The sequence below is a fragment of the Magnetospirillum fulvum genome, from assembly GCF_900108475.1.
Lineage (GTDB): Bacteria > Pseudomonadota > Alphaproteobacteria > Rhodospirillales > Magnetospirillaceae > Phaeospirillum > Phaeospirillum fulvum_A.
This window is the reverse complement of sequence record NZ_FNWO01000008.1, coordinates 147,858-164,721: the sequence shown is the minus strand read 5'-3', so window position 1 is coordinate 164,721 and position 16,864 is coordinate 147,858. Positions and strand designations below refer to the sequence as shown.

The 16,864-nt window shown below is 60.5% G+C and carries 22 protein-coding genes; 18 read left to right on the top strand and 4 right to left on the bottom strand.

Annotated elements, in window-relative coordinates; all coding sequences use genetic code 11:
- Nucleotides 1-200: 200 nt before the first annotated feature.
- From BLW40_RS17800 to BLW40_RS11000, 5 genes are read left to right on the top strand one after another with little or no spacing between them, the layout of a single operon-like run.
- Entirely contained in the window at nt 201-389 is a 189-nt protein-coding gene (locus tag BLW40_RS17800) for a hypothetical protein (protein WP_074768505.1), read from the top strand.
- Nucleotides 386-859, top strand: coding sequence for an OsmC family peroxiredoxin (locus BLW40_RS11015; RefSeq protein ID WP_074768503.1), 474 nt, complete (start codon nt 386-388; stop codon nt 857-859). Before BLW40_RS17800 ends, BLW40_RS11015 begins: the two co-directional genes overlap by 4 nt.
- Complete coding sequence (gene poxB / locus BLW40_RS11010) at nt 856-2,586, top strand: ubiquinone-dependent pyruvate dehydrogenase (protein WP_074768501.1); 1,731 nt, start codon at nt 856-858, stop codon at nt 2,584-2,586. Before BLW40_RS11015 ends, poxB begins: the two co-directional genes overlap by 4 nt.
- 43 nt (nt 2,587-2,629) lie before the next feature.
- Nucleotides 2,630-3,205 carry an NADPH-dependent FMN reductase gene (locus BLW40_RS11005; RefSeq protein WP_074768499.1) on the top strand — a complete coding sequence of 192 codons (576 nt, stop codon included), beginning with the start codon at nt 2,630-2,632 and terminating at the stop codon, nt 3,203-3,205.
- Entirely contained in the window at nt 3,193-3,816 is a 624-nt protein-coding gene (locus tag BLW40_RS11000) for a chemotaxis protein CheB (protein ID WP_074768497.1), read from the top strand. Before BLW40_RS11005 ends, BLW40_RS11000 begins: the two co-directional genes overlap by 13 nt.
- Before the next feature lie 112 nt (nt 3,817-3,928).
- Here the strand turns inward: BLW40_RS11000 and BLW40_RS10995 are convergent, their stop codons facing one another.
- Both BLW40_RS10995 and BLW40_RS10990 read right to left on the bottom strand, forming a co-directional pair.
- On the bottom strand, nt 3,929-4,624 hold the full coding sequence (locus tag BLW40_RS10995) for a VIT1/CCC1 transporter family protein (protein WP_074768495.1): 696 nt from the start codon (nt 4,622-4,624) through the stop codon (nt 3,929-3,931).
- Nucleotides 4,625-4,635: 11 nt separating this feature from the next.
- Nucleotides 4,636-5,106, bottom strand: a complete 471-nt coding sequence (locus BLW40_RS10990; protein WP_211656764.1) for a hypothetical protein — start codon at nt 5,104-5,106, stop codon at nt 4,636-4,638.
- Nucleotides 5,107-5,668: 562 nt separating this feature from the next.
- On the opposite strand from BLW40_RS10990, the gene BLW40_RS10985 reads away from it, so the two are divergent.
- From BLW40_RS10985 to BLW40_RS10955, 7 genes are all read left to right on the top strand, one after another.
- Complete coding sequence (locus tag BLW40_RS10985) at nt 5,669-5,839, top strand: CsbD family protein (protein WP_074768491.1); 171 nt, start codon at nt 5,669-5,671, stop codon at nt 5,837-5,839.
- 69 nt (nt 5,840-5,908) lie between these two features.
- Nucleotides 5,909-6,298, top strand: a complete 390-nt coding sequence (locus tag BLW40_RS10980) for a PRC-barrel domain-containing protein (protein WP_074768489.1) — start codon at nt 5,909-5,911, stop codon at nt 6,296-6,298.
- A gap of 571 nt (nt 6,299-6,869) precedes the next feature.
- On the top strand, nt 6,870-7,094 hold the full coding sequence (locus tag BLW40_RS10975) for a hypothetical protein (RefSeq protein ID WP_074768573.1): 225 nt from the start codon (nt 6,870-6,872) through the stop codon (nt 7,092-7,094).
- Between the two features lie 32 nt (nt 7,095-7,126).
- The gene (locus BLW40_RS10970) at nt 7,127-7,720 is read left to right on the top strand and encodes a class I SAM-dependent methyltransferase (protein WP_074768487.1); all 594 of its coding nucleotides are present in this window, start codon (nt 7,127-7,129) and stop codon (nt 7,718-7,720) included.
- Nucleotides 7,721-8,049: 329 nt separating this feature from the next.
- A complete protein-coding gene (locus tag BLW40_RS10965; protein ID WP_074768485.1) occupies nt 8,050-9,102 on the top strand; it encodes a type III polyketide synthase in 1,053 nt (350 codons plus the stop codon).
- Nucleotides 9,099-9,629, top strand: coding sequence for an isoprenylcysteine carboxyl methyltransferase family protein (locus BLW40_RS10960; protein WP_074768483.1), 531 nt, complete (start codon nt 9,099-9,101; stop codon nt 9,627-9,629). The genes BLW40_RS10965 and BLW40_RS10960 overlap by 4 nt, the downstream gene beginning before the upstream one ends.
- Nucleotides 9,629-11,146 carry a DHA2 family efflux MFS transporter permease subunit gene (locus tag BLW40_RS10955; RefSeq protein WP_074768481.1) on the top strand — a complete coding sequence of 506 codons (1,518 nt, stop codon included), beginning with the start codon at nt 9,629-9,631 and terminating at the stop codon, nt 11,144-11,146. The genes BLW40_RS10960 and BLW40_RS10955 overlap by 1 nt, the downstream gene beginning before the upstream one ends.
- 6 nt (nt 11,147-11,152) lie before the next feature.
- On the opposite strand, the gene BLW40_RS10950 is transcribed toward BLW40_RS10955, so the two are convergent.
- The gene (locus BLW40_RS10950; RefSeq protein ID WP_244511142.1) at nt 11,153-11,785 is read right to left on the bottom strand and encodes a chemotaxis protein CheB; all 633 of its coding nucleotides are present in this window, start codon (nt 11,783-11,785) and stop codon (nt 11,153-11,155) included.
- A 145-nt stretch (nt 11,786-11,930) separates the two neighbouring features.
- Here BLW40_RS10950 and BLW40_RS18175 point away from each other — a divergent pair, with 145 nt between their 5' ends.
- Nucleotides 11,931-12,131: a DUF3309 family protein gene (locus tag BLW40_RS18175; protein ID WP_425283709.1), complete on the top strand. Its 201-nt coding sequence runs from the start codon at nt 11,931-11,933 to the stop codon at nt 12,129-12,131.
- Nucleotides 12,132-12,215: 84 nt separating this feature from the next.
- Nucleotides 12,216-13,493 (top strand): NRAMP family divalent metal transporter, encoded by a 1,278-nt coding sequence (locus BLW40_RS10940; RefSeq protein ID WP_244511141.1) that lies wholly within the window; start codon nt 12,216-12,218, stop codon nt 13,491-13,493.
- A 106-nt stretch (nt 13,494-13,599) separates the two neighbouring features.
- Here the strand turns inward: BLW40_RS10940 and BLW40_RS10935 are convergent, their stop codons facing one another.
- Nucleotides 13,600-14,061: a hypothetical protein gene (locus BLW40_RS10935; protein WP_074768477.1), complete on the bottom strand. Its 462-nt coding sequence runs from the start codon at nt 14,059-14,061 to the stop codon at nt 13,600-13,602.
- 183 nt (nt 14,062-14,244) lie between these two features.
- On the opposite strand from BLW40_RS10935, the gene BLW40_RS10930 reads away from it, so the two are divergent.
- From BLW40_RS10930 to kdpA, 4 genes are all read left to right on the top strand, one after another.
- The gene (locus BLW40_RS10930) at nt 14,245-14,667 is read left to right on the top strand and encodes a septal ring lytic transglycosylase RlpA family protein (protein ID WP_074768475.1); all 423 of its coding nucleotides are present in this window, start codon (nt 14,245-14,247) and stop codon (nt 14,665-14,667) included.
- A complete protein-coding gene (locus BLW40_RS10925) occupies nt 14,646-14,831 on the top strand; it encodes a hypothetical protein (protein ID WP_074768473.1) in 186 nt (61 codons plus the stop codon). Before BLW40_RS10930 ends, BLW40_RS10925 begins: the two co-directional genes overlap by 22 nt.
- Before the next feature lie 197 nt (nt 14,832-15,028).
- Nucleotides 15,029-15,118, top strand: coding sequence for a K(+)-transporting ATPase subunit F (gene kdpF, locus BLW40_RS10920; protein WP_074768471.1), 90 nt, complete (start codon nt 15,029-15,031; stop codon nt 15,116-15,118).
- Nucleotides 15,119-15,128: 10 nt separating this feature from the next.
- Entirely contained in the window at nt 15,129-16,856 is a 1,728-nt protein-coding gene (gene kdpA / locus BLW40_RS10915; protein ID WP_074768469.1) for a potassium-transporting ATPase subunit KdpA, read from the top strand.
- Nucleotides 16,857-16,864 lie beyond the last annotated feature (8 nt).

The window sequence follows — 16,864 nt, the reverse complement described above, 5'->3', positions numbered from 1 at the left end:
TGGTCGCCTCTATACCGGTCTTGCCACGGAGCCGAGATGTGGATGAATACCAACACCATGTTTCGGGGTTTTTGGCCCGATTGGACGACGCCGAGGCCGCAATTTCCGAACGTGTCACGCAGGGGCTGCCGCGTGAACGGCTTTACCTTTTTCAAGCCGATTGCGGATCTGATCCATGATGCGGTTTCGAGCTTTAGGCTTTGCTCGCCTATGGATTGCTGCTGGGTGAAGTGCCGCTGAGCGTGCCTAGCGCGCTCTGCCTGCTGATGTCGGCCTTCATCCTTCTCATGAGCGTGTTGCCGCAGCGCAAGAAGGAAGCGGCGGCCGATGTCTTGGCCCCCAAGACCGAACCGCACGACCCCGAGCCACCGAAAGGAGCCACACGATGACCGAAAAGAGCGCCAGCGTGCATTGGGAAGGCCAAGGCAAGGGCGGCCAAGGCGTGATCAGTACAGAAACCGGCACGCTGAACCGCATCCCCTATGGATTCGCCAACCGGTTCGAGAACGACCGTCGTGGCACCAATCCCGAGGAGATCCTGGGCGCCGCCCATGCCGCCTGTTTCACGATGGCGTTTTCGTTCGCGGCGGAAAAGGCCGGGCTGGTCATTAGCGAGGTGGACACCTCCGCCAGTGTCCGTCTCGTTACGCAGGGCGAGGGCTTTGCCATCGACCGCATTGCTTTGACGCTGATTGCCACTGGGACGGGCATCGACAAGGCCAAATTCCAGGAGGTGGCTGCTGGGGCGAAGCGTGATTGTCCGCTGTCGAAGGCGCTGGCCAGCGTCCCCGAGATCACGTTGGAAGCGACATTAAAGGAGGAAACTACAGCAACCGGCAAAACGGGATTGGTTCCATGAGCGCCGACACGGTTGCCGATCTGTTCGTCCAGACGCTTGTCCGCGCCGGGGTCCAGCGGATTTATGGCGTGGTCGGCGACAGCCTGAACGGGATCACTGAAGCGCTTCGGCAACAGGGGGAAATCGACTGGGTCCACGTCCGTCATGAAGAGAGCGCGGCCTTTGCCGCCGGGGCCGAGGCGCATCTGACCGACCAACTGGCGGTCTGCGCTGGCAGTTGCGGTCCCGGCAATCTGCATCTGATCAACGGCCTGTTCGATTGCCATCGCTCGCGCGTGCCGGTGCTGGCGATCGCGGCACAGATTCCCAGCGCGGAGATCGGCCGGCATTATTCCCAGGAGACCCATCCGCAGACCCTGTTCGCCGAATGCAGCCATTTCTGCGAAATGGTTTCAACGCCGGAGCAGATGCCGGGCGTGGTGGAAACGGCGATCCGGGCGGCGGTTGGACTGCGCGGAGTCGCGGTGATCGTGATTCCCGGAGACGTTGCCTTGATGAATGTCTCGGCCGAGACGCGGTCCTCGGCCTCCTTGCTGCCGCCGGTTCCAATCGTCTGCCCCGGCGGCACTACGATTGACGCGCTGGCGGCAATGCTCAATGCCGCCTCTCGCGTCTCGTTATTTTGCGGGCGTGGATGCTATGGCGCTCATGACGATGTGATCCGTCTGGCCGAACGGCTGAATGCCCCGATCGTCCATGCTTTGGGCGGTAAGGAAGGGGTGGAGTACGACAATCCCTTCTCGGTGGGGATGACCGGTCTGATCGGCCTCAGTTCCGGCCATCACGCGCTTCAGACCTGCGACACGCTGCTGATGCTCGGAACGGATTTTCCCTATCGGCAATTTTATCCGACCGGGGCGAAGATCGCCCAGGTCGATCTCCGGGTCGAGAATTTGGGGCGGCGCTGCCCGATCGACCTTGGTGTGGTCGGCGATGTCGGGGCGACGATCGCGGCCCTGTTGCCGTGCCTGACCGCCAAGACCGATCGAACCCATCTCGACGAGAGTCTGGCCAAATATGTCCAGGCCCGCCAGGATCTCGACGATCTGGCGGTTGGTCATCCCGGACGGACGCCGATTCATCCGCAATATCTCGCACGTCTCATCAGCGAGCGCGCCGCCGACGATGCCGTGTTCACCTGCGACGTTGGCACGACGACGATCTGGGCTGCCCGCTATCTTCAGATGAAAGACCAACGCCGACTGATCGGCTCGTTCACCCATGCCTCGATGGCTAATGCGCTGCCGCAGGCGCTCGGCGCGCAGGCCGCTTTTCCGGGACGACAGGTGATCTCGCTGTCCGGCGATGGCGGCTTCACCATGCTGATGGGCGATTTCATCACCCTGACCCAGCAAGCGCTGCCGGTGAAGATCGTTGTCTTCAACAACGGCACGCTGGGGTTCGTCGAACTGGAGATGAAGGTCGCCGGGTTCCTGGAAACCGGCGTCGATCTGATCAATCCCGATTTCGCGGCGATGGCTCGGGCGATGGGCGTGTTCGCCCGCCGGGTCGAGGACCCGGCCGATCTGGAGGGGGCGCTGCAAGAGGTGCTCGACCATCCCGGCCCGGCTCTTCTCGATGTGCTGACCAACCGTCAGGAACTGGCGATGCCGCCCAAAACCACCCTGACCCAGGGGCTTGGCTTTGGCCTCTACGCGCTCAAAGCAATGATGAATGGAAAGAGCGACGACCTGATTGATCTCGCCCGCACGAACCTGTTCCGCTGAGGCGACCTGCCGACACGGGTGCCGCCGTTGAAAGAGAGACGTCATGAACCAGACTCGGATCGCCATAATCGTCGGCAGCCTTCGCCGCGACTCGTTCAACAAGAAGCTGGCGCGGGCGATTGAAAAACTTGCCCCGCCAGAGGTCTCGTTCATCCACATCCCGATCGGCGACCTTCCCCTGTATAATCAAGATGATGATGCCGCCCAGGCAGAACCGGTCACGCAATTGAAGGCGAGCATCCTGGCCGCAGAGGGAGTTCTGTTCGTCACGCCGGAATACAATCGCTCGGTTCCCGGTGTTCTCAAGAACGCGATCGACCATGCCTCGCGGCCCTATGGTCAGAGCGCCTGGCAGAAAAAACCCGCCGGAATCATCGGTGTCTCGGTCGGTGTCGTCGGTACGGCGATGGCACAGCAGCATCTGCGCAATATTCTGGCGAATCTCGACATGCCGACAATGGGCCAGCCCGAGGCCTTCATCCAGGCCAAGGAGGGGCTGTTCGACGCGGACGGAACCATCGGCCTGGACAGCCGGAGCTTTCTTGAGGGCTGGATGCGGCACTTCATCGCCTGGGTGCGGGCGCACTCCGCGATCGGCAACGCGGGATGCGGCCATTGACGGCACATCGTTCCGCGACGGACTTTCCGGTCGTATGTGTCGGCGGTTCGGCGGGAGGTCTTGATGCGTATACCCGGCTGCTGGGGCATTTCCCGGCCGATACGGGGGTTGCGATCGTCATCGTCAATCACCTCCGAACCGTCGCCACGATGCTTCATGAAATTCTGCCGCGCTACACCACGATGCCGGTTGAGTTGATCACCGAGCGGCTGCTGATCCAGCCCAACCATGTCTTCATCATCCCGGAACAGTGCGATCTGCACATGCAAGATGGGGCGTTTCGCTTAAAACCGATCTCGAAACCACGGGGCTGGCCCGACGTGATCACGGTCTTCCTGCGATCCCTGACGGAGAATTGGGACGGCCAGTTGATCGCCGTCATCGTTTCCGGCTATGACGGCGATGGCGCGGCGGCACTGTGCGGCATTAAAGAGGCGGGCGGCATCACGATCGCGCAAAAGCTTGATACCGCGCAACATCCCGACATGCCGGAGAGCGCCATCAACACCGGCTGTATCGATTTCATCCTCTCGCCCGAGGATATCGCTCGGGAAATCGTGCAGATCGTCGGCAAAGGAACACCTTCCGCTCCACAATCCCCGCCGCATTAACAAATGGCAGCCATCCTGGCGACCAGGGCGCGGCAGGCGGTGCGGATATCGTCTTGGTCGGCATCGCGAGCCATTTTGAGCAATTCTTAGAGGTCGACTCTCCCTTACGCTCTTATCCCACCGATCCGAACACCGCTCCGATCGCTGCGGTCACCGCCATCGCCAGAGCTCCCCAGAGCAGGACACGGATCGCACCGACCCGGACCCCGGCGCCCCCGACCCGCGCAGCCACACCCCCCAACAGCGCAAGAAACACCAGCGAGGTCGCCGACACCGCGACCAGCAAAGTGTCATGCGGCGCCACCACCACCACCACCAGCGGCAGCACCGCCCCGACCGAGAAACTGCCGGCCGAGGCCAGCGCCGCCTGAAGCGGCCGGGCACGGAGCGCCTCCGAGATGCCGAGTTCATCACGGGAATGGGCGCCGAGGGCATCATGTGCCATCAACTGATCGGCGACCTGTTTCGCCAAGCCCGGATCGAGGCCACGCCCGACATAGATCGCGGCCAACTCCCGGTGCTCACCCGGGGAGTCGATTCTGAGTTCGGAACATTCACGATCGAGATCGGCCTGTTCGGTATCGGCCTGCGAGTGAACCGACACATATTCGCCCGCTGCCATCGACATCGCCCCGGCGACCAGACCGGCGGTACCGGCGACCAGCACCGCGTGATGGGTCCCTTGCGCCGCCGCGACGCCCAGGACGAGACACGCTGTCGATACGATACCGTCATTGGCGCCCAGGACCGACGCACGCAGCCATCCGATCGTGTCGGTCCGGTGCCGTTCGGCGTGGCGCCTGATCATCGCCTTGAAACTCAACGGTCCCGGCCGTTGCCGGGACCATGACCGTTGCCGGGACCATGACCGTTGCCGGGATGGTCGTTGCCCATCGGGCCGCGAGGCTTCTGTTCGTGCGAATCGCGGCGCTCATGCGGCGGATCGCGATGCCCGTCGCGCGAGCGACGGACATAGTCATGGTTGTACCAGTTTTCCTGCACGAAATAGACCCGCTCACCGCAGGCATCATAACGGCGGCAGTTTTTCCGCCAGTTCCTGGCGTGGTCCGGCGGCACATGCAGATAGATCGGCGCGCGGTCCATCGCGATTGGCCCGATTGATTTTGGCTGGGAATAGATCAGTCGCGGCGGCGGAGAGTCGCCGAGGTCAAGGCGACCGTAGAAACCGGGCTGGTCGATGGTCAGCGTGCCCCCCTGCCCAGCGGCGAGGTTTGGGAGGGCGGCGACGATCAGCATGGCAAGGATGGCTGGGATCAGAGATCGGCTCACGCTGGCTCTCCTGATGGGATCAAAACGGGATGTGGCGTCCGGCCGCGTGATCAAGGCCGAGCGGATTGTCAGCGTTATCAGCATGGAAACACGCAGAGATTCGTGTCGGGATCGTCCAATGCGCGCGCCTTTCTGCCGTCACCGGAAGCTACGGTGGAAGCATCGGAATTTACTCACGACGTCAAATCCCAGTATGGATCGTCTCCACAGCTAATCGACGGATATTATATTAATAAATACATCGTGAAACTATTATTAAATAACAAAACAACTTATGGGTATATTCCGACGCTGCAATGATGCTTGTCTGATACGTTAATATGGCGGCAGCAATAAAACAAGATCGGGTCCAATGTTTTTGTCCAAGGGCTTCCCGATACGCGGCCTTCGGTGCCGATACATCAGCCCCCTCCGGAACCGTTCACTCTCGGACACGATTTCGAGCAACGGCGCGACCCTCCGGACTCCAGCGGGCGGACCACACCATCGGGTAGCGGGCCGCGAGGATTCGCCGCCCGACCCGCCCTTTCAAGGGGCGTCATCCGTCGAAGAGGATAGAGACATGAACAAGGATCGTATCGCCGGGTCGGCCAAGCAGGTCAAAGGCTCGATCAAGGAAACCGCCGGCAAGGCGCTCGGCGACAGCAAACTCACCGCCGAGGGCAAGAGCGACAAGGCCGAGGGCAAAATCCAGAACGCCATCGGCGGCGTGAAGGACGCGCTGAAGAAATAAGCGTGTGGCTCGGCCGGACGACATTCCCGGTCGGGTTGCCCTGCTCACCGTCACTTGAAAGGAAATGGCATGATTCGTTCGATCACGCGTCTGGCGAGCGCCGCCCTGGTTGCCGTGGCGATCGCCCCCCCGGCCTTCGCGCAGGGAGCGCCGCAGACTCTGGGCCTCCTCAAGATCGACGTGAAGTCGGTGGCCACCGGCTACCGGACATCCAAGGTGGTGGGTGCCACCGTCGTCAACGAGGCCAACGAGATCGTGGGAACCATCGACGACCTGATTGTCACGCCGAGCGAGCGGGTGCCCTTCGCGGTACTCTCGGTCGGCGGTTTTCTCGGCGTCGGCGCGAAATTCGTCGTGGTTCCGTTTAGCGCCCTTGAGGTGCGTGACAAGCAGATCCTGCTCCGCGATGCCACCAAGGAATCGCTGAAAAGCCTGCCCGAGTTCAAGTATTCGAACTGAAAACTCCTCCGGGGAGCGGGCTCTCCTGCCCCCCGGAGCATCTACTCCGTCGAGGTCAACCTCGTGCTGACGACTCAGGGCTAAGTGTTGATCGAACGTAATTGAAAAGACGGCTTACGAGCGCACCGGTCCTTCGCGGATTCGTCCTCTGGCGCGGACATTATTCATCGCGCTTCCGGTGGCTGCTGGCGCTGCCCAGGCCGACGATGCCCCCCGGTTCGGCCTGCTTGAGGAGAGCGGTTCTCTCTACACCAGTTACGACAGGCATTACTCTCAGGGGCTTCGCCTCTCCTCCCTTTCCCCCGAACTTGCGGATGAGCGGGGAGACGATCCAGCGCCGGATCCGATCTGACGAAATTCAACCCTAGAGCGCATTTCATTCAAACGAAGTCAGAGTGACATGCGCGACAAGCCCGAGCGGCGCTTGAGCCACGCCAGCCCCGGAGGGCTGCGGCCTTAGGCAAAATCCTAGAGCTGAGTCCATCCGAATGGAAAAGGCTCTCGAGCGCTTGCGATCGGTTTCTTGGCGCCCATCCTGGTGGTCGAGAAAAGGGAATATGGAGAGCCGCAAATGAGTAAACTGATGCTTGCCGGGGCGATTCTGGTTCTTCTTGGCGTGCTGGGGCTCGCCATCCCGTATTTCACGACCAGCGAAACCAAGGATGTGGCCAGGTTGGGCGATTTGAAACTGCAAACCACCGAAAGTACGTCGCATTTCATCCCTCCCGCAGCGGCCGGAGGCGTGCTCAGTCTCGGTGTTGTATTGCTCGTCGTCGGGTTCTTCAAAAAGACTTGAAACGGACTGTCGTCGGCATGTGGTGATCTCGAATGAACGACATTGCAATGCTCGACGTGCTGCTCTTCTTGCGTGCCTGGATCTTCCATCCGTTTCGCGTCGCCGCGATCGCACCTTCAGGGACAGCATTGGCCGAACTGATCACGCGTGAAATCTCATCGACCTGTGGGGCGGTCCTCGAACTCGGTCCCGGAACAGGCGTCTTCACGCGCGCGCTGCTGACGCGGGGTGTGCGAGAGGAAGATATGACACTGGTCGAGAGCGACGCCGATTTCAGTAAACTTCTCAAGAAAAGGTTCCCGAAGGCACGGCATCTCCCGATCGACGCGGCACGGCTTGACCGGGCTCATTTGTTCGCAGGTGCGCCGATCGGCGCCGTCATCAGCGGGCTTCCGCTGCTGTCCATGGCGCCAAAACATGTCCTCGCCATTCTCGCCGGAGCATTTGGCGTCCTCCGTCAGTGCGGAGCGTTCTATCAGTTTACTTACGGTCCGCGCTGTCCAATTTCACGGCGGGTGCTTGATCGGTTGGGCCTCAAGGCGATGTATGTCGGCCGCGTCTACCTCAATATTCCACCGGCGGCGGTCTATCGGATTACCAAGCGCACCCCCTTCCAAACGCATTGACGAATGGTTCGCCGGTCTGGTCAGCGAAGCCGACTCGAAAAATCGTGCATTATGGGGGTGGAGACCAAGACGGAAGCGACAATGTTGATTGCGCAGGATGTCAGCCAGACTGTGGCTGGCGGCGAGATGCGATCGGAAAAAGGCCAGAAGGTCGTCTGAAACGCCGCAGACCTGATCATTAAGTAATTTCCGATTCTTCCACGCTTACCAAGCATGCTTGTATTTATTAAAAAGCCAATCTCTTTGGCCAAAGAACACGGATCGGCTCCGACCATCGGTCGCGCATGGGCCGACGAAAAATAGAAACCAGCCCTATTTAGGGGACTTCAATGCCCCAACAAGCCAGCCTTGTATCCATTGCGACAGCAGTTCCACCGCACTGCATCGAGCAAGACGATGTTGCCGTCGCTGCACGACGAGTTTTCTCAGGAAATATCGGCGATTACGAACACTTGGCGCGGGTCTTCAAAAGCTCGGGAATACGCCAACGCCATGCCGTGAGGCCACTGGACTGGTATTTCGAACCGTTGGGCTGGCCGGAACGGACCGAAGCCTATCTCGACGGCGGATGCCAACTGTTTTTCGACGTGGCGACCAAGGCGCTTGAGGCGGCCGACATCGACGCTGCCGAGGTCGATACGGTGGTCACGGTCTCGTCGACGGGCATCGCCACACCCAGCCTCGAAGCTCGCGTCGCCAGTCGCATCGGCTTTCGCGCCGATATCGAGCGCGTCCCGGTCTTCGGCCTTGGCTGTGCCGGAGGAGTCTCCGGGCTTTCCCTTGCGTCTCGCCTGGCGGAATCCCGTCCTGGCACGATCGTCTTGCTGGTCGTCGTCGAACTTTGTTCGTTGGCATTTCGTCCCGACACCTTGACCAAGGCCAATATCGTCGCGACCGCCTTGTTCGGCGACGGCGCGGCAGCATGTGTCTTGCGTGCTGGCGAACCGGGCATCGCCGAAATCGAAATGAGTGGTCAACACCTTTGGCCGGACACGCTCGACATCATGGGATGGTCGGTTGACCCCCAGGGCCTGGGGGTGATTTTCGACCGCGCCATCCCACCCTTCGCCGAAACGCACATGGCTCCGGCCGTTGCCGCTATTCTCGATCGTGTCGGCTTAACAATAAACGATATTGATCGAATTGCATTCCATCCGGGCGGCACCAAAGTCCTCAGCGCCTTAGAGCGGGCTTTTGACCTGGGGCAGGGGGCTTTGGACCACGAGCGGGCGATCTTGACCGACTATGGCAACATGTCCGCTCCAACGGCTCTTTTCGTGCTGGAGCGAGTCATACAATCAGGGCCGCCGTCCCGCGTCTTGTTGACTGCGATGGGGCCGGGTTTCACCGCGACCTGTGTCTCCCTCCGGAGCGCCACATGACGTCGGCAGCCCTGCTGCTCGTCTTCGTTACTGCGGAGCGTTTGGGCGAGTTGTGGCTGGCTCGCCGCAATACCACGGCCTTGTTGGCGCGAGGCGCATACGAGGTCGCTCCAGGTCATTACCCAATGATCGTCCTGCTCCATGCCTCCTGGCTGGCTGGGCTATGGCTCTTTGGCCAGACCAATCCGCTCAATCCGTATTGGCTCTCAATCTTTATCCTCCTACAGGCGCTGCGCTTCTGGGTTTTGGCAACGCTTGGACGGCGCTGGACGACCCGGATCATCGTTCTGCCAGGGGCCCCTTTGGTCACGAACGGTCCCTATCGGCTTATTGCGCATCCCAATTATCTCGTCGTCGTGGGCGAGGTCGCGGTTCTCCCTCTTTGCCTCGATTTGCCATGGTTTGCGCTGGTATTTTCAGTCGCTAACGCAGCGATTCTCGCCATCCGGATCCGGGCGGAGAACGAGGCCCTTGGCCGATTGCGTGGCCCCCCCGAGGAGATGAACCGTATCCCTCGGGGATTGTGATGTTTTCCACCTGGCTCGGCTTTGCCATGATGTGCATCGGCATGTTTATGGCGATCCTCGATGTCCAGGTTGTGGCGACCTCGCTTCCGACGATCCAAAGTGCGCTTGCCATCCCGCCCGACCAAATGAGCTGGGTACAGACCGCCTATCTCATTGCCGAAGTGATCGCCATCCCGTTGACCGGCTTCCTAACGCGCCTGTTAAGCATGCGTTTGCTGTTCGTCATCTCCATCGTCGCCTTCACATTGACGTCATTGGGATGCGCCGCCAGCAACAGCTTCGGCGAGTTGATTGCCTTTCGTATTCTGCAAGGATTCTCGGGAGGAACGCTGATCCCGGCCGTTTTTTCGGCGGTTTTTCTGCTCTTTCCGGCTGAGCGCCAGAATGTCGCCACTATGCTCGCCGGGGTATTGGCGGTACTGGCCCCGACGGTCGGTCCGATCGTCGGGGGATGGATCACCGATACCTATTCCTGGCACTGGCTATTTTTGATCAACATCATTCCCGGCCTTCTGTCGGCGATTGTCGCCAGTGCCTTATTGCCGAAATCGCCCATGTGCCTCCACGAGGCCCGCACGCTCGATATCCAATCGCTAATCCTGATCGCGATGGCCTTGGCGACGCTGGAACTCGCGCTCAAGGAAGCGCCACAGCGGGGATGGATTTCTGGCCTTGTAATCGGACTGCTGACCCTGAGCGTCGCCAGCATAACCGGCTTTATCCGTCGCACCATCCGCGCCCCCCACCCGATCATTGACTTTGGCTGTTTCGCCGACCGCAATTTCACAATCGGCTGCATTCTGAGCTTTGTTCTGGGGATAGGTTTGTTCGGGTCGGTGTATCTGATGCCGGTCTTTCTCGCCTTCGTCAGGAATCACGACGCGCTGGAGATTGGGGCGATCATGCTGGTTACGGGCTTGGCGCAGCTCTCGGTTGCTCCGATCGCCGTTATACTGGAGCAGCGCATCGATGCCCGTCTGCTGACGGCATGCGGCTTCGGACTTTTTGCCACCGGCCTCGGTCTAAGCGCCTTTCAGACCCCGCAAACCGACTTCGACGCTATGCTCTGGCCGCAGGTTATTCGTGGCCTCGCCATCATGTTCTGCCTTCTGCCGCCCACTCGCCTGGCGCTGGGTTGCCTGGAAAAAAGCCAGGTGCCGGACGCCAGCGGTCTGTTCAATCTGATGCGTAACCTTGGGGGAGCCATTGGTCTCGCCCTGATCGACACCGTCATTTACAGCCGGTCGGCCATACACGTTGCGGAGATCACGACCCGTCTGCAAGCTGGCGATATTGCCACTGCCAAATTTGTCGGCATCCCACTGGCCCTCTTTGCCACGCGTTCGACCGTCATCATTGACGCCGAGATGAAGGCGACTCTCCAAGTGCTCGTCGAAAATGCCGCGCTGACGTCAGCCATTAATGATGCTTGGGCGATGATTGCGTTCCAGACAATTGGGGCCTTGATCTGCATCCCCTTTGCCAGGCGTTTGCTTGTCCTGCCCCGAGGTCATTGAGGGCCGTTATATCCACGGTTTGGATGATGCGGCGATTTGCACGATTTCATGGGCAATTTTATCAGGTGACAAAACAAAATCGATGCAGCCGCTTGCAATGGCGCTCGCCGGCATATCTGGCTGCCCAGCCGTATCGAGCCTCTGCGCAATGGTAATGCCCCCGACATCTCTGATGTCGCACAACGCCGCCGCTCCATCGCCGTCATAGCCGGAGACAATGACGGCGATCAGCTTGCCGTCCCAGTGATCGGCTAAGGACCGCAGGAACACCGTAATCACGTCGGGCCACCCCTGCGGTTTCGAGGTCGGCTTGAGACGGAACGCTCCGTCAAAAACGTGCAAATCACGCTGAGACGGAATGATGAACACCCGGTCGGGCCGGATGAACAATCCCTCCGAGATCAACTCAACCGGCATCTTCGTATAACGGGGGAGAATCTCGTGGAGTTGGGTGGATACAACCTTCAGGTGATTAACAATAACAATGGCAACACCCATATCCGCCGGTAAATTCTGAAGTAATTGAATATAGGCGTCGAGACCACTCGCCGAACCGCCGATACAAACGATGGGGAATTTGTTTTCCATTCTCTTCTGCTTTGCCGAAATATTTCCCAGGGCCGCGCCCCACCGCATCATGTCACGAACACCTTGGTCCGTATAAACTGGCCAGTGAAGACTCGGAAATCACTCATTGGTAAGTAAATTCCGACCCTATCAATTAAATTAATTTTAATTATATAATGAAAATACAGATATTACCTATCCACAACAAACCCGCTTTATGGTGGGTTTAGTGACAAAGGCGCGCGAAATGCAAACAATAATTATCGTCGTATTGCTGATAATACTGCTTGGCGGGGGCGGCGGATATTATGGATACGGCCTCTATGGCGGCGCCGGTCTCGGCGGGGCTTTTGGCTTAGTGCTCGCCGTTCTTCTCATCCTCTGGTTTTTGGGAGCTCTTGGCGGACGGAGATCGTGACGACAACCGACCCTTTCGCCTCATGGGGGCCTCCCCTACGAATGGCGGGGGTCGGAATCGACGTCCAAGAGGAGAGAGATCGCATTGGGTGCGCCAGACTCTGACGTAACCGAACATCCGAAGCTTCTCCAGATCATGGGGCCTGGGCTGATTACCGGTGCCTCCGACGACGATCCCAGCGGCATCGCCACCTATTCGCAGGTGGGAGCACAGTTTGGCTACGGTCTCGCCTGGACCCTGGTCCTGAGCTTTCCGCTCATGGCGGCGATCCAGGAAATCAGTGCCAGAATCGGCCGGGTCACCGGATACGGCATCGCCGGCAATCTGCGCCGTCATTATCCGGGATGGCTGTCGGGAGGAATCGTTGGGCTCTTGCTGCTGGCGAACATCATCAATCTGGGAGCCGACCTTGGAGCCATGGGTGCCGCGCTGAAACTGTTGATCGGCGGTCCAGCACATCTTTACGTCGTCTTGTTCGGCCTGTTCTCGGTCGGCCTTGAAATTTTTGCCCGCTACGCCCGGTACGTCTCGATTCTGAAATGGCTGTGCCTGTCTTTGTTCAGCTATGTCATCTGCGCTTTCGTGGTCAAGGTGCCATGGACCGAAGTAGTGTGGGCGGTCATCACGCCCCCGCTGTCGCTGTCTGCGGACTATCTGATGGCTATCGTTGCCGTTCTCGGCACCACGATCAGTCCATATCTGTTCTTCTGGCAAGCCGAACAGGAAGTCGAGGACAGCAAGGAAAGGCTGGGCGCACGCCCTCTCATCCGCGCCCCCGAGCAGGCGGAATCCGAATTCTCCCGTATTCGTATCGACACCTATCTCGGCATGGCGATATCCAATGCCATTGCCTTTTTCATCGTTATCACGACGGCGGCAACGCTCCATGCCAACGGCGTCACCAATATTCAAACCTCGGCCCAGGCGGCCGAAGCGTTGCGGGAACTTGCTGGCCCCTTCACGTTCATCATCTTCGCCGCCGGAATCATCGGCACAGGTCTGCTGACGGTTCCAGTCCTGGCAGGATCGGCGGCTTATGCCTTGGGCGAGGTCTCGTATTGGCATGTTGGCCTCGCAAGAAGGCCGCTTCGCGCCAAAGCCTTTTATGCCGTGATAGCCGCCGCGACAGCACTTGGCGCAGGCCTGAACTTCACAGCCCTCGATCCGGTCAAGGCGCTGTATTGGAGCGCCGTTCTCAATGGCGTGGTGGCCGTGCCAGTGATGATTGCCATGATGCATCTCGCGATGCGCCCAGCCATCATGGCCGGGTTCATCCTGCCTCGGGCTCTTAAGATCGCCGGGTGGATTGCCACCACGGTGATGGCCATTACCGTGGTGGCAATGATCGTGGCATGGCTTTAAGGCATCGGCGACTTATACCGACCGTCCTATGAAATGACTATTTGATCTATGAGCAGAGGCCGAGCCGCGCAGGCCATCAAGGCATTGATGACGCATCCCTCGTCCCCTAAACAACGCAACGCAACCAAGCGGGACGCGACGCCACCATCAGGGTCCGGCCACCGGCCTTGCTGACCGTCTGATCGGCCAGCCCCTTGGCGCGTAATTGTCCGAGGAAGGGGGCCAGCCCGGCCTTGGCGCCGTCATGCGCCAGTTCCATGACGACAATACGCGATGTCTCCAGGTGTTCGATGGCGTCATGAAGGTCGGCACCGATCGTCTCGACCCCAGTGAACCAGATCACATCGGCCGCCCCCATCTCACGCCGTCCGAAAGAGGCCGAGCGCAGGGCGACTGCGCGCTTGCATCCGCTCCGGGCCAGCCCGGGTAGGTGATCGAAAGCGCCTGGCCCGATCACCACCACCCGGTCATCCGCCCGAATGGCGGTGGCGGCAAGGAGACTCTGGGGGCTGCACTGAACCGGGGTGGAAGGAAGAGGGGAAGGCTGCAATTTCAAGGCGATCGACATGGTGGACCAGTCCTAACCAATTGACGATGGGGCAAACCTACCCCCCACGACAATCATGCTTCCACGCTGTTTTGCGTAAGCAGCGCATCAACGGATCCTTACGCGGTGTCGTCGAAAAACCGTATCGAGACCTTATCGACAAGGCGCTTAGGGTCGATCCGCGTGCAGCGTCAAGGAGGTTTCATGCGTATTGTCCATAGCGTTCCCCATCTTGCCGCTGCGGTGGCGTTCATCGCCGTTTGCAGCTTGGCGCAGTGCGCCGCCGCCCGCGGCGAAGAGCCCGGTCCCCAAAATGGCATCGCGTCCTGGTACGGCAAGGGGCACGTGGGCCGCCGCACCGCCAACGGCGAAATCCACGATTCCCGCATGGCGACCGCCGCCCATCTGCGACTGCCGTTCGGCTCCAGGGTCAAAGTGATCAACCGCAAAACTGGGGTTTCGGTGGTGGTTCGCATCAACGATCGCGGCCCCTTCGTCAAAGGCCGCATCATCGACCTGTCCGAGCGCGCAGCGCGCGATCTCGGTCTATTGGCCGACGGCATCGCTCCGGTCTCGATCTCCCTGATCAAACCGCAGGAGCGGACATGGCGCATCGCATCCCGATGACGACGCAGACCGCCCCGTTCGCGCGCGCTGGCGACGAGCCGACGCTGACGGACCTTCTGGCCGATCCCGTCCTTCACGCCCTGTTACGCTGCGACCGCCTGTCCGAGGGCGATCTTCGGACAGCCATCGAGCGCGGCCGAGCCGCCCTCAGACAGCGCGGGTAAGAAGGTCTTTACGATTCCTTTATGGACTCCCGCTTGGAACCTTGATGCCGGGTCGGCGTAGGTTCCGACCATCTGAAATTTCAACCGGAGAGCACCGATGTTCGACATCGTGTTCGTCGTTGCCGCGCTTGCCTTCTTCGCCCTGACCGGCGGGTTCGTTCGCGCCTGCGAGCGCATCTGAGGGGGGGATCCATCCCATGACTTTTGATCTGATCTTTGGGGGCATCACCGTGGCGGGCCTGGCGGTCTACCTGGTCTATGCCCTCGTCCGTCCCGAACGCTTCTAGGAGAACGGCCGTGAACGCCGCGGGCATTCTGCAAATCGTCATCTTTTTCGCCGTGCTGACGGCAGGCGCCATCCCCCTTGGGGCCTACATGGCGCGGGTCTTTACCGGGGAAAGGACTTGGTTCGATCCGGTCCTCAAGCCGATCGAGCGCCTCATCTACAAGATCTGCCTGATCAAGCCGGACCAGGAGCAGCATTGGACGGTCTACGCCTTCTCTTGCCTGGTGTTCAGTGTGGCCGGGCTGCTGCTGATATACGCCGTGATGCGGCTTCAGGCGTGGCTGCCGCTCAACCCGGCCGAGATGTCCGCCGTCGCCCCCGACCTTGCCTTCAACACCGCCGTCAGTTTCACCACCAACACCAACTGGCAGAACTATGGCGGCGAAAGCACCATGGCCTACCTCACCCAGATGCTGGGCATGACGGTGAAGAACTTCACCTCGGCGGCGACCGGCATGGCGGTTCTGGTGGCGCTGGTGCGCGGCTTTGCCCGTCGGCAGGCGAAGACGGTGGGCAATTTCTACGTCGATTCCGTCCGCTCCATCCTGTACGTCCTGTTGCCGCTGGCCGTCTTGGTCACCCTGGCGCTGGTCTGGCAGGGCATGCCGCAGAATCTCGACGCCTATGTCGAAGCGACCACGCTCGAAGGCGCCAAGCAGGTGATCGCCCAGGGACCGGTGGCCAGCCAGGTGGCGATCAAGCATCTCGGCACCAATGGCGGCGGGTTCTTCAACGCCAATTCCTCCCATCCCTTCGAGAACCCGACGGCGCTCAGCAACCTGATCGAGATTGCGGGCGAGGTGCTGATCTCGGCCGGGCTGGTGTTCGCCTTCGGCCGCATGATCGGCGACAGGCGGCAGGCCCGCGCGCTCTACCTCGCCATGGCGACCATGCTGGCGATCGGCATCAGCGTCTGCTACTGGGCCGAGGCCGGCGGCAATCCGCAGCTTCAGGCGATGGGCGTCGATGTCGCCTCCGGCGACCGTGCCCCCGGCGGCAACATGGAAGGCAAGGAGGTTCGCCTGGGCATCGCCAATTCGGCGATCTTCGCCGCCACCACCACCGGAACCTCGACCGGCGCGGTCAATGCGATGCATGACAGCTTCATGCCGCTGGGCGGCATGGTGCCGATGGTCAACATGATGCTGGGCGAGGTGGTCTTCGGCGGCGTCGGCTGTGGTCTGCACGGCATGATCGTCTTCGTCATCGTCACCGTGTTCATCGCCGGTCTGATGGTGGGGCGCACCCCGGAATATCTCGGCAAGAAGATGGAGGCCCGCGAGGTCAAGCTGGCGGTGCTGTGCATTCTGATCTTCCCACTGTCGATCTTGGGCTTCAGCGCGGTCGCCATGGTGCTTCCGGTGGGGCTGTCCTCGATCGCCGCTCCCGGGCCGCATGGGTTGAGCGAGGTGCTGTATGCCTACAGCTCGGCCACCGGCAATAACGGCTCCGCTTTCGCTGGCCTGTCGGGCAATACGACATTCTACAACACCACCCTGGCGGCGGCGATGCTGATCGGGCGGTTCCTGATCATCGTGCCGACTCTGGCCATCGCCGGTTCGCTGGCGGCCAAGAAGATCGTACCGCCGTCGGTCGGCACCTTCCCCACCCACGGCTCGCTGTTCATCGGCCTTCTGATCGCCGTCATCGTGGTGATCGGCGGCCTGACCTTCTTCCCGGTTCTTGCCTTGGGTCCGATCGTCGAGCATTTCGCGCTCGGCGCTGGCACCCTGTTTTAGAGGGATCA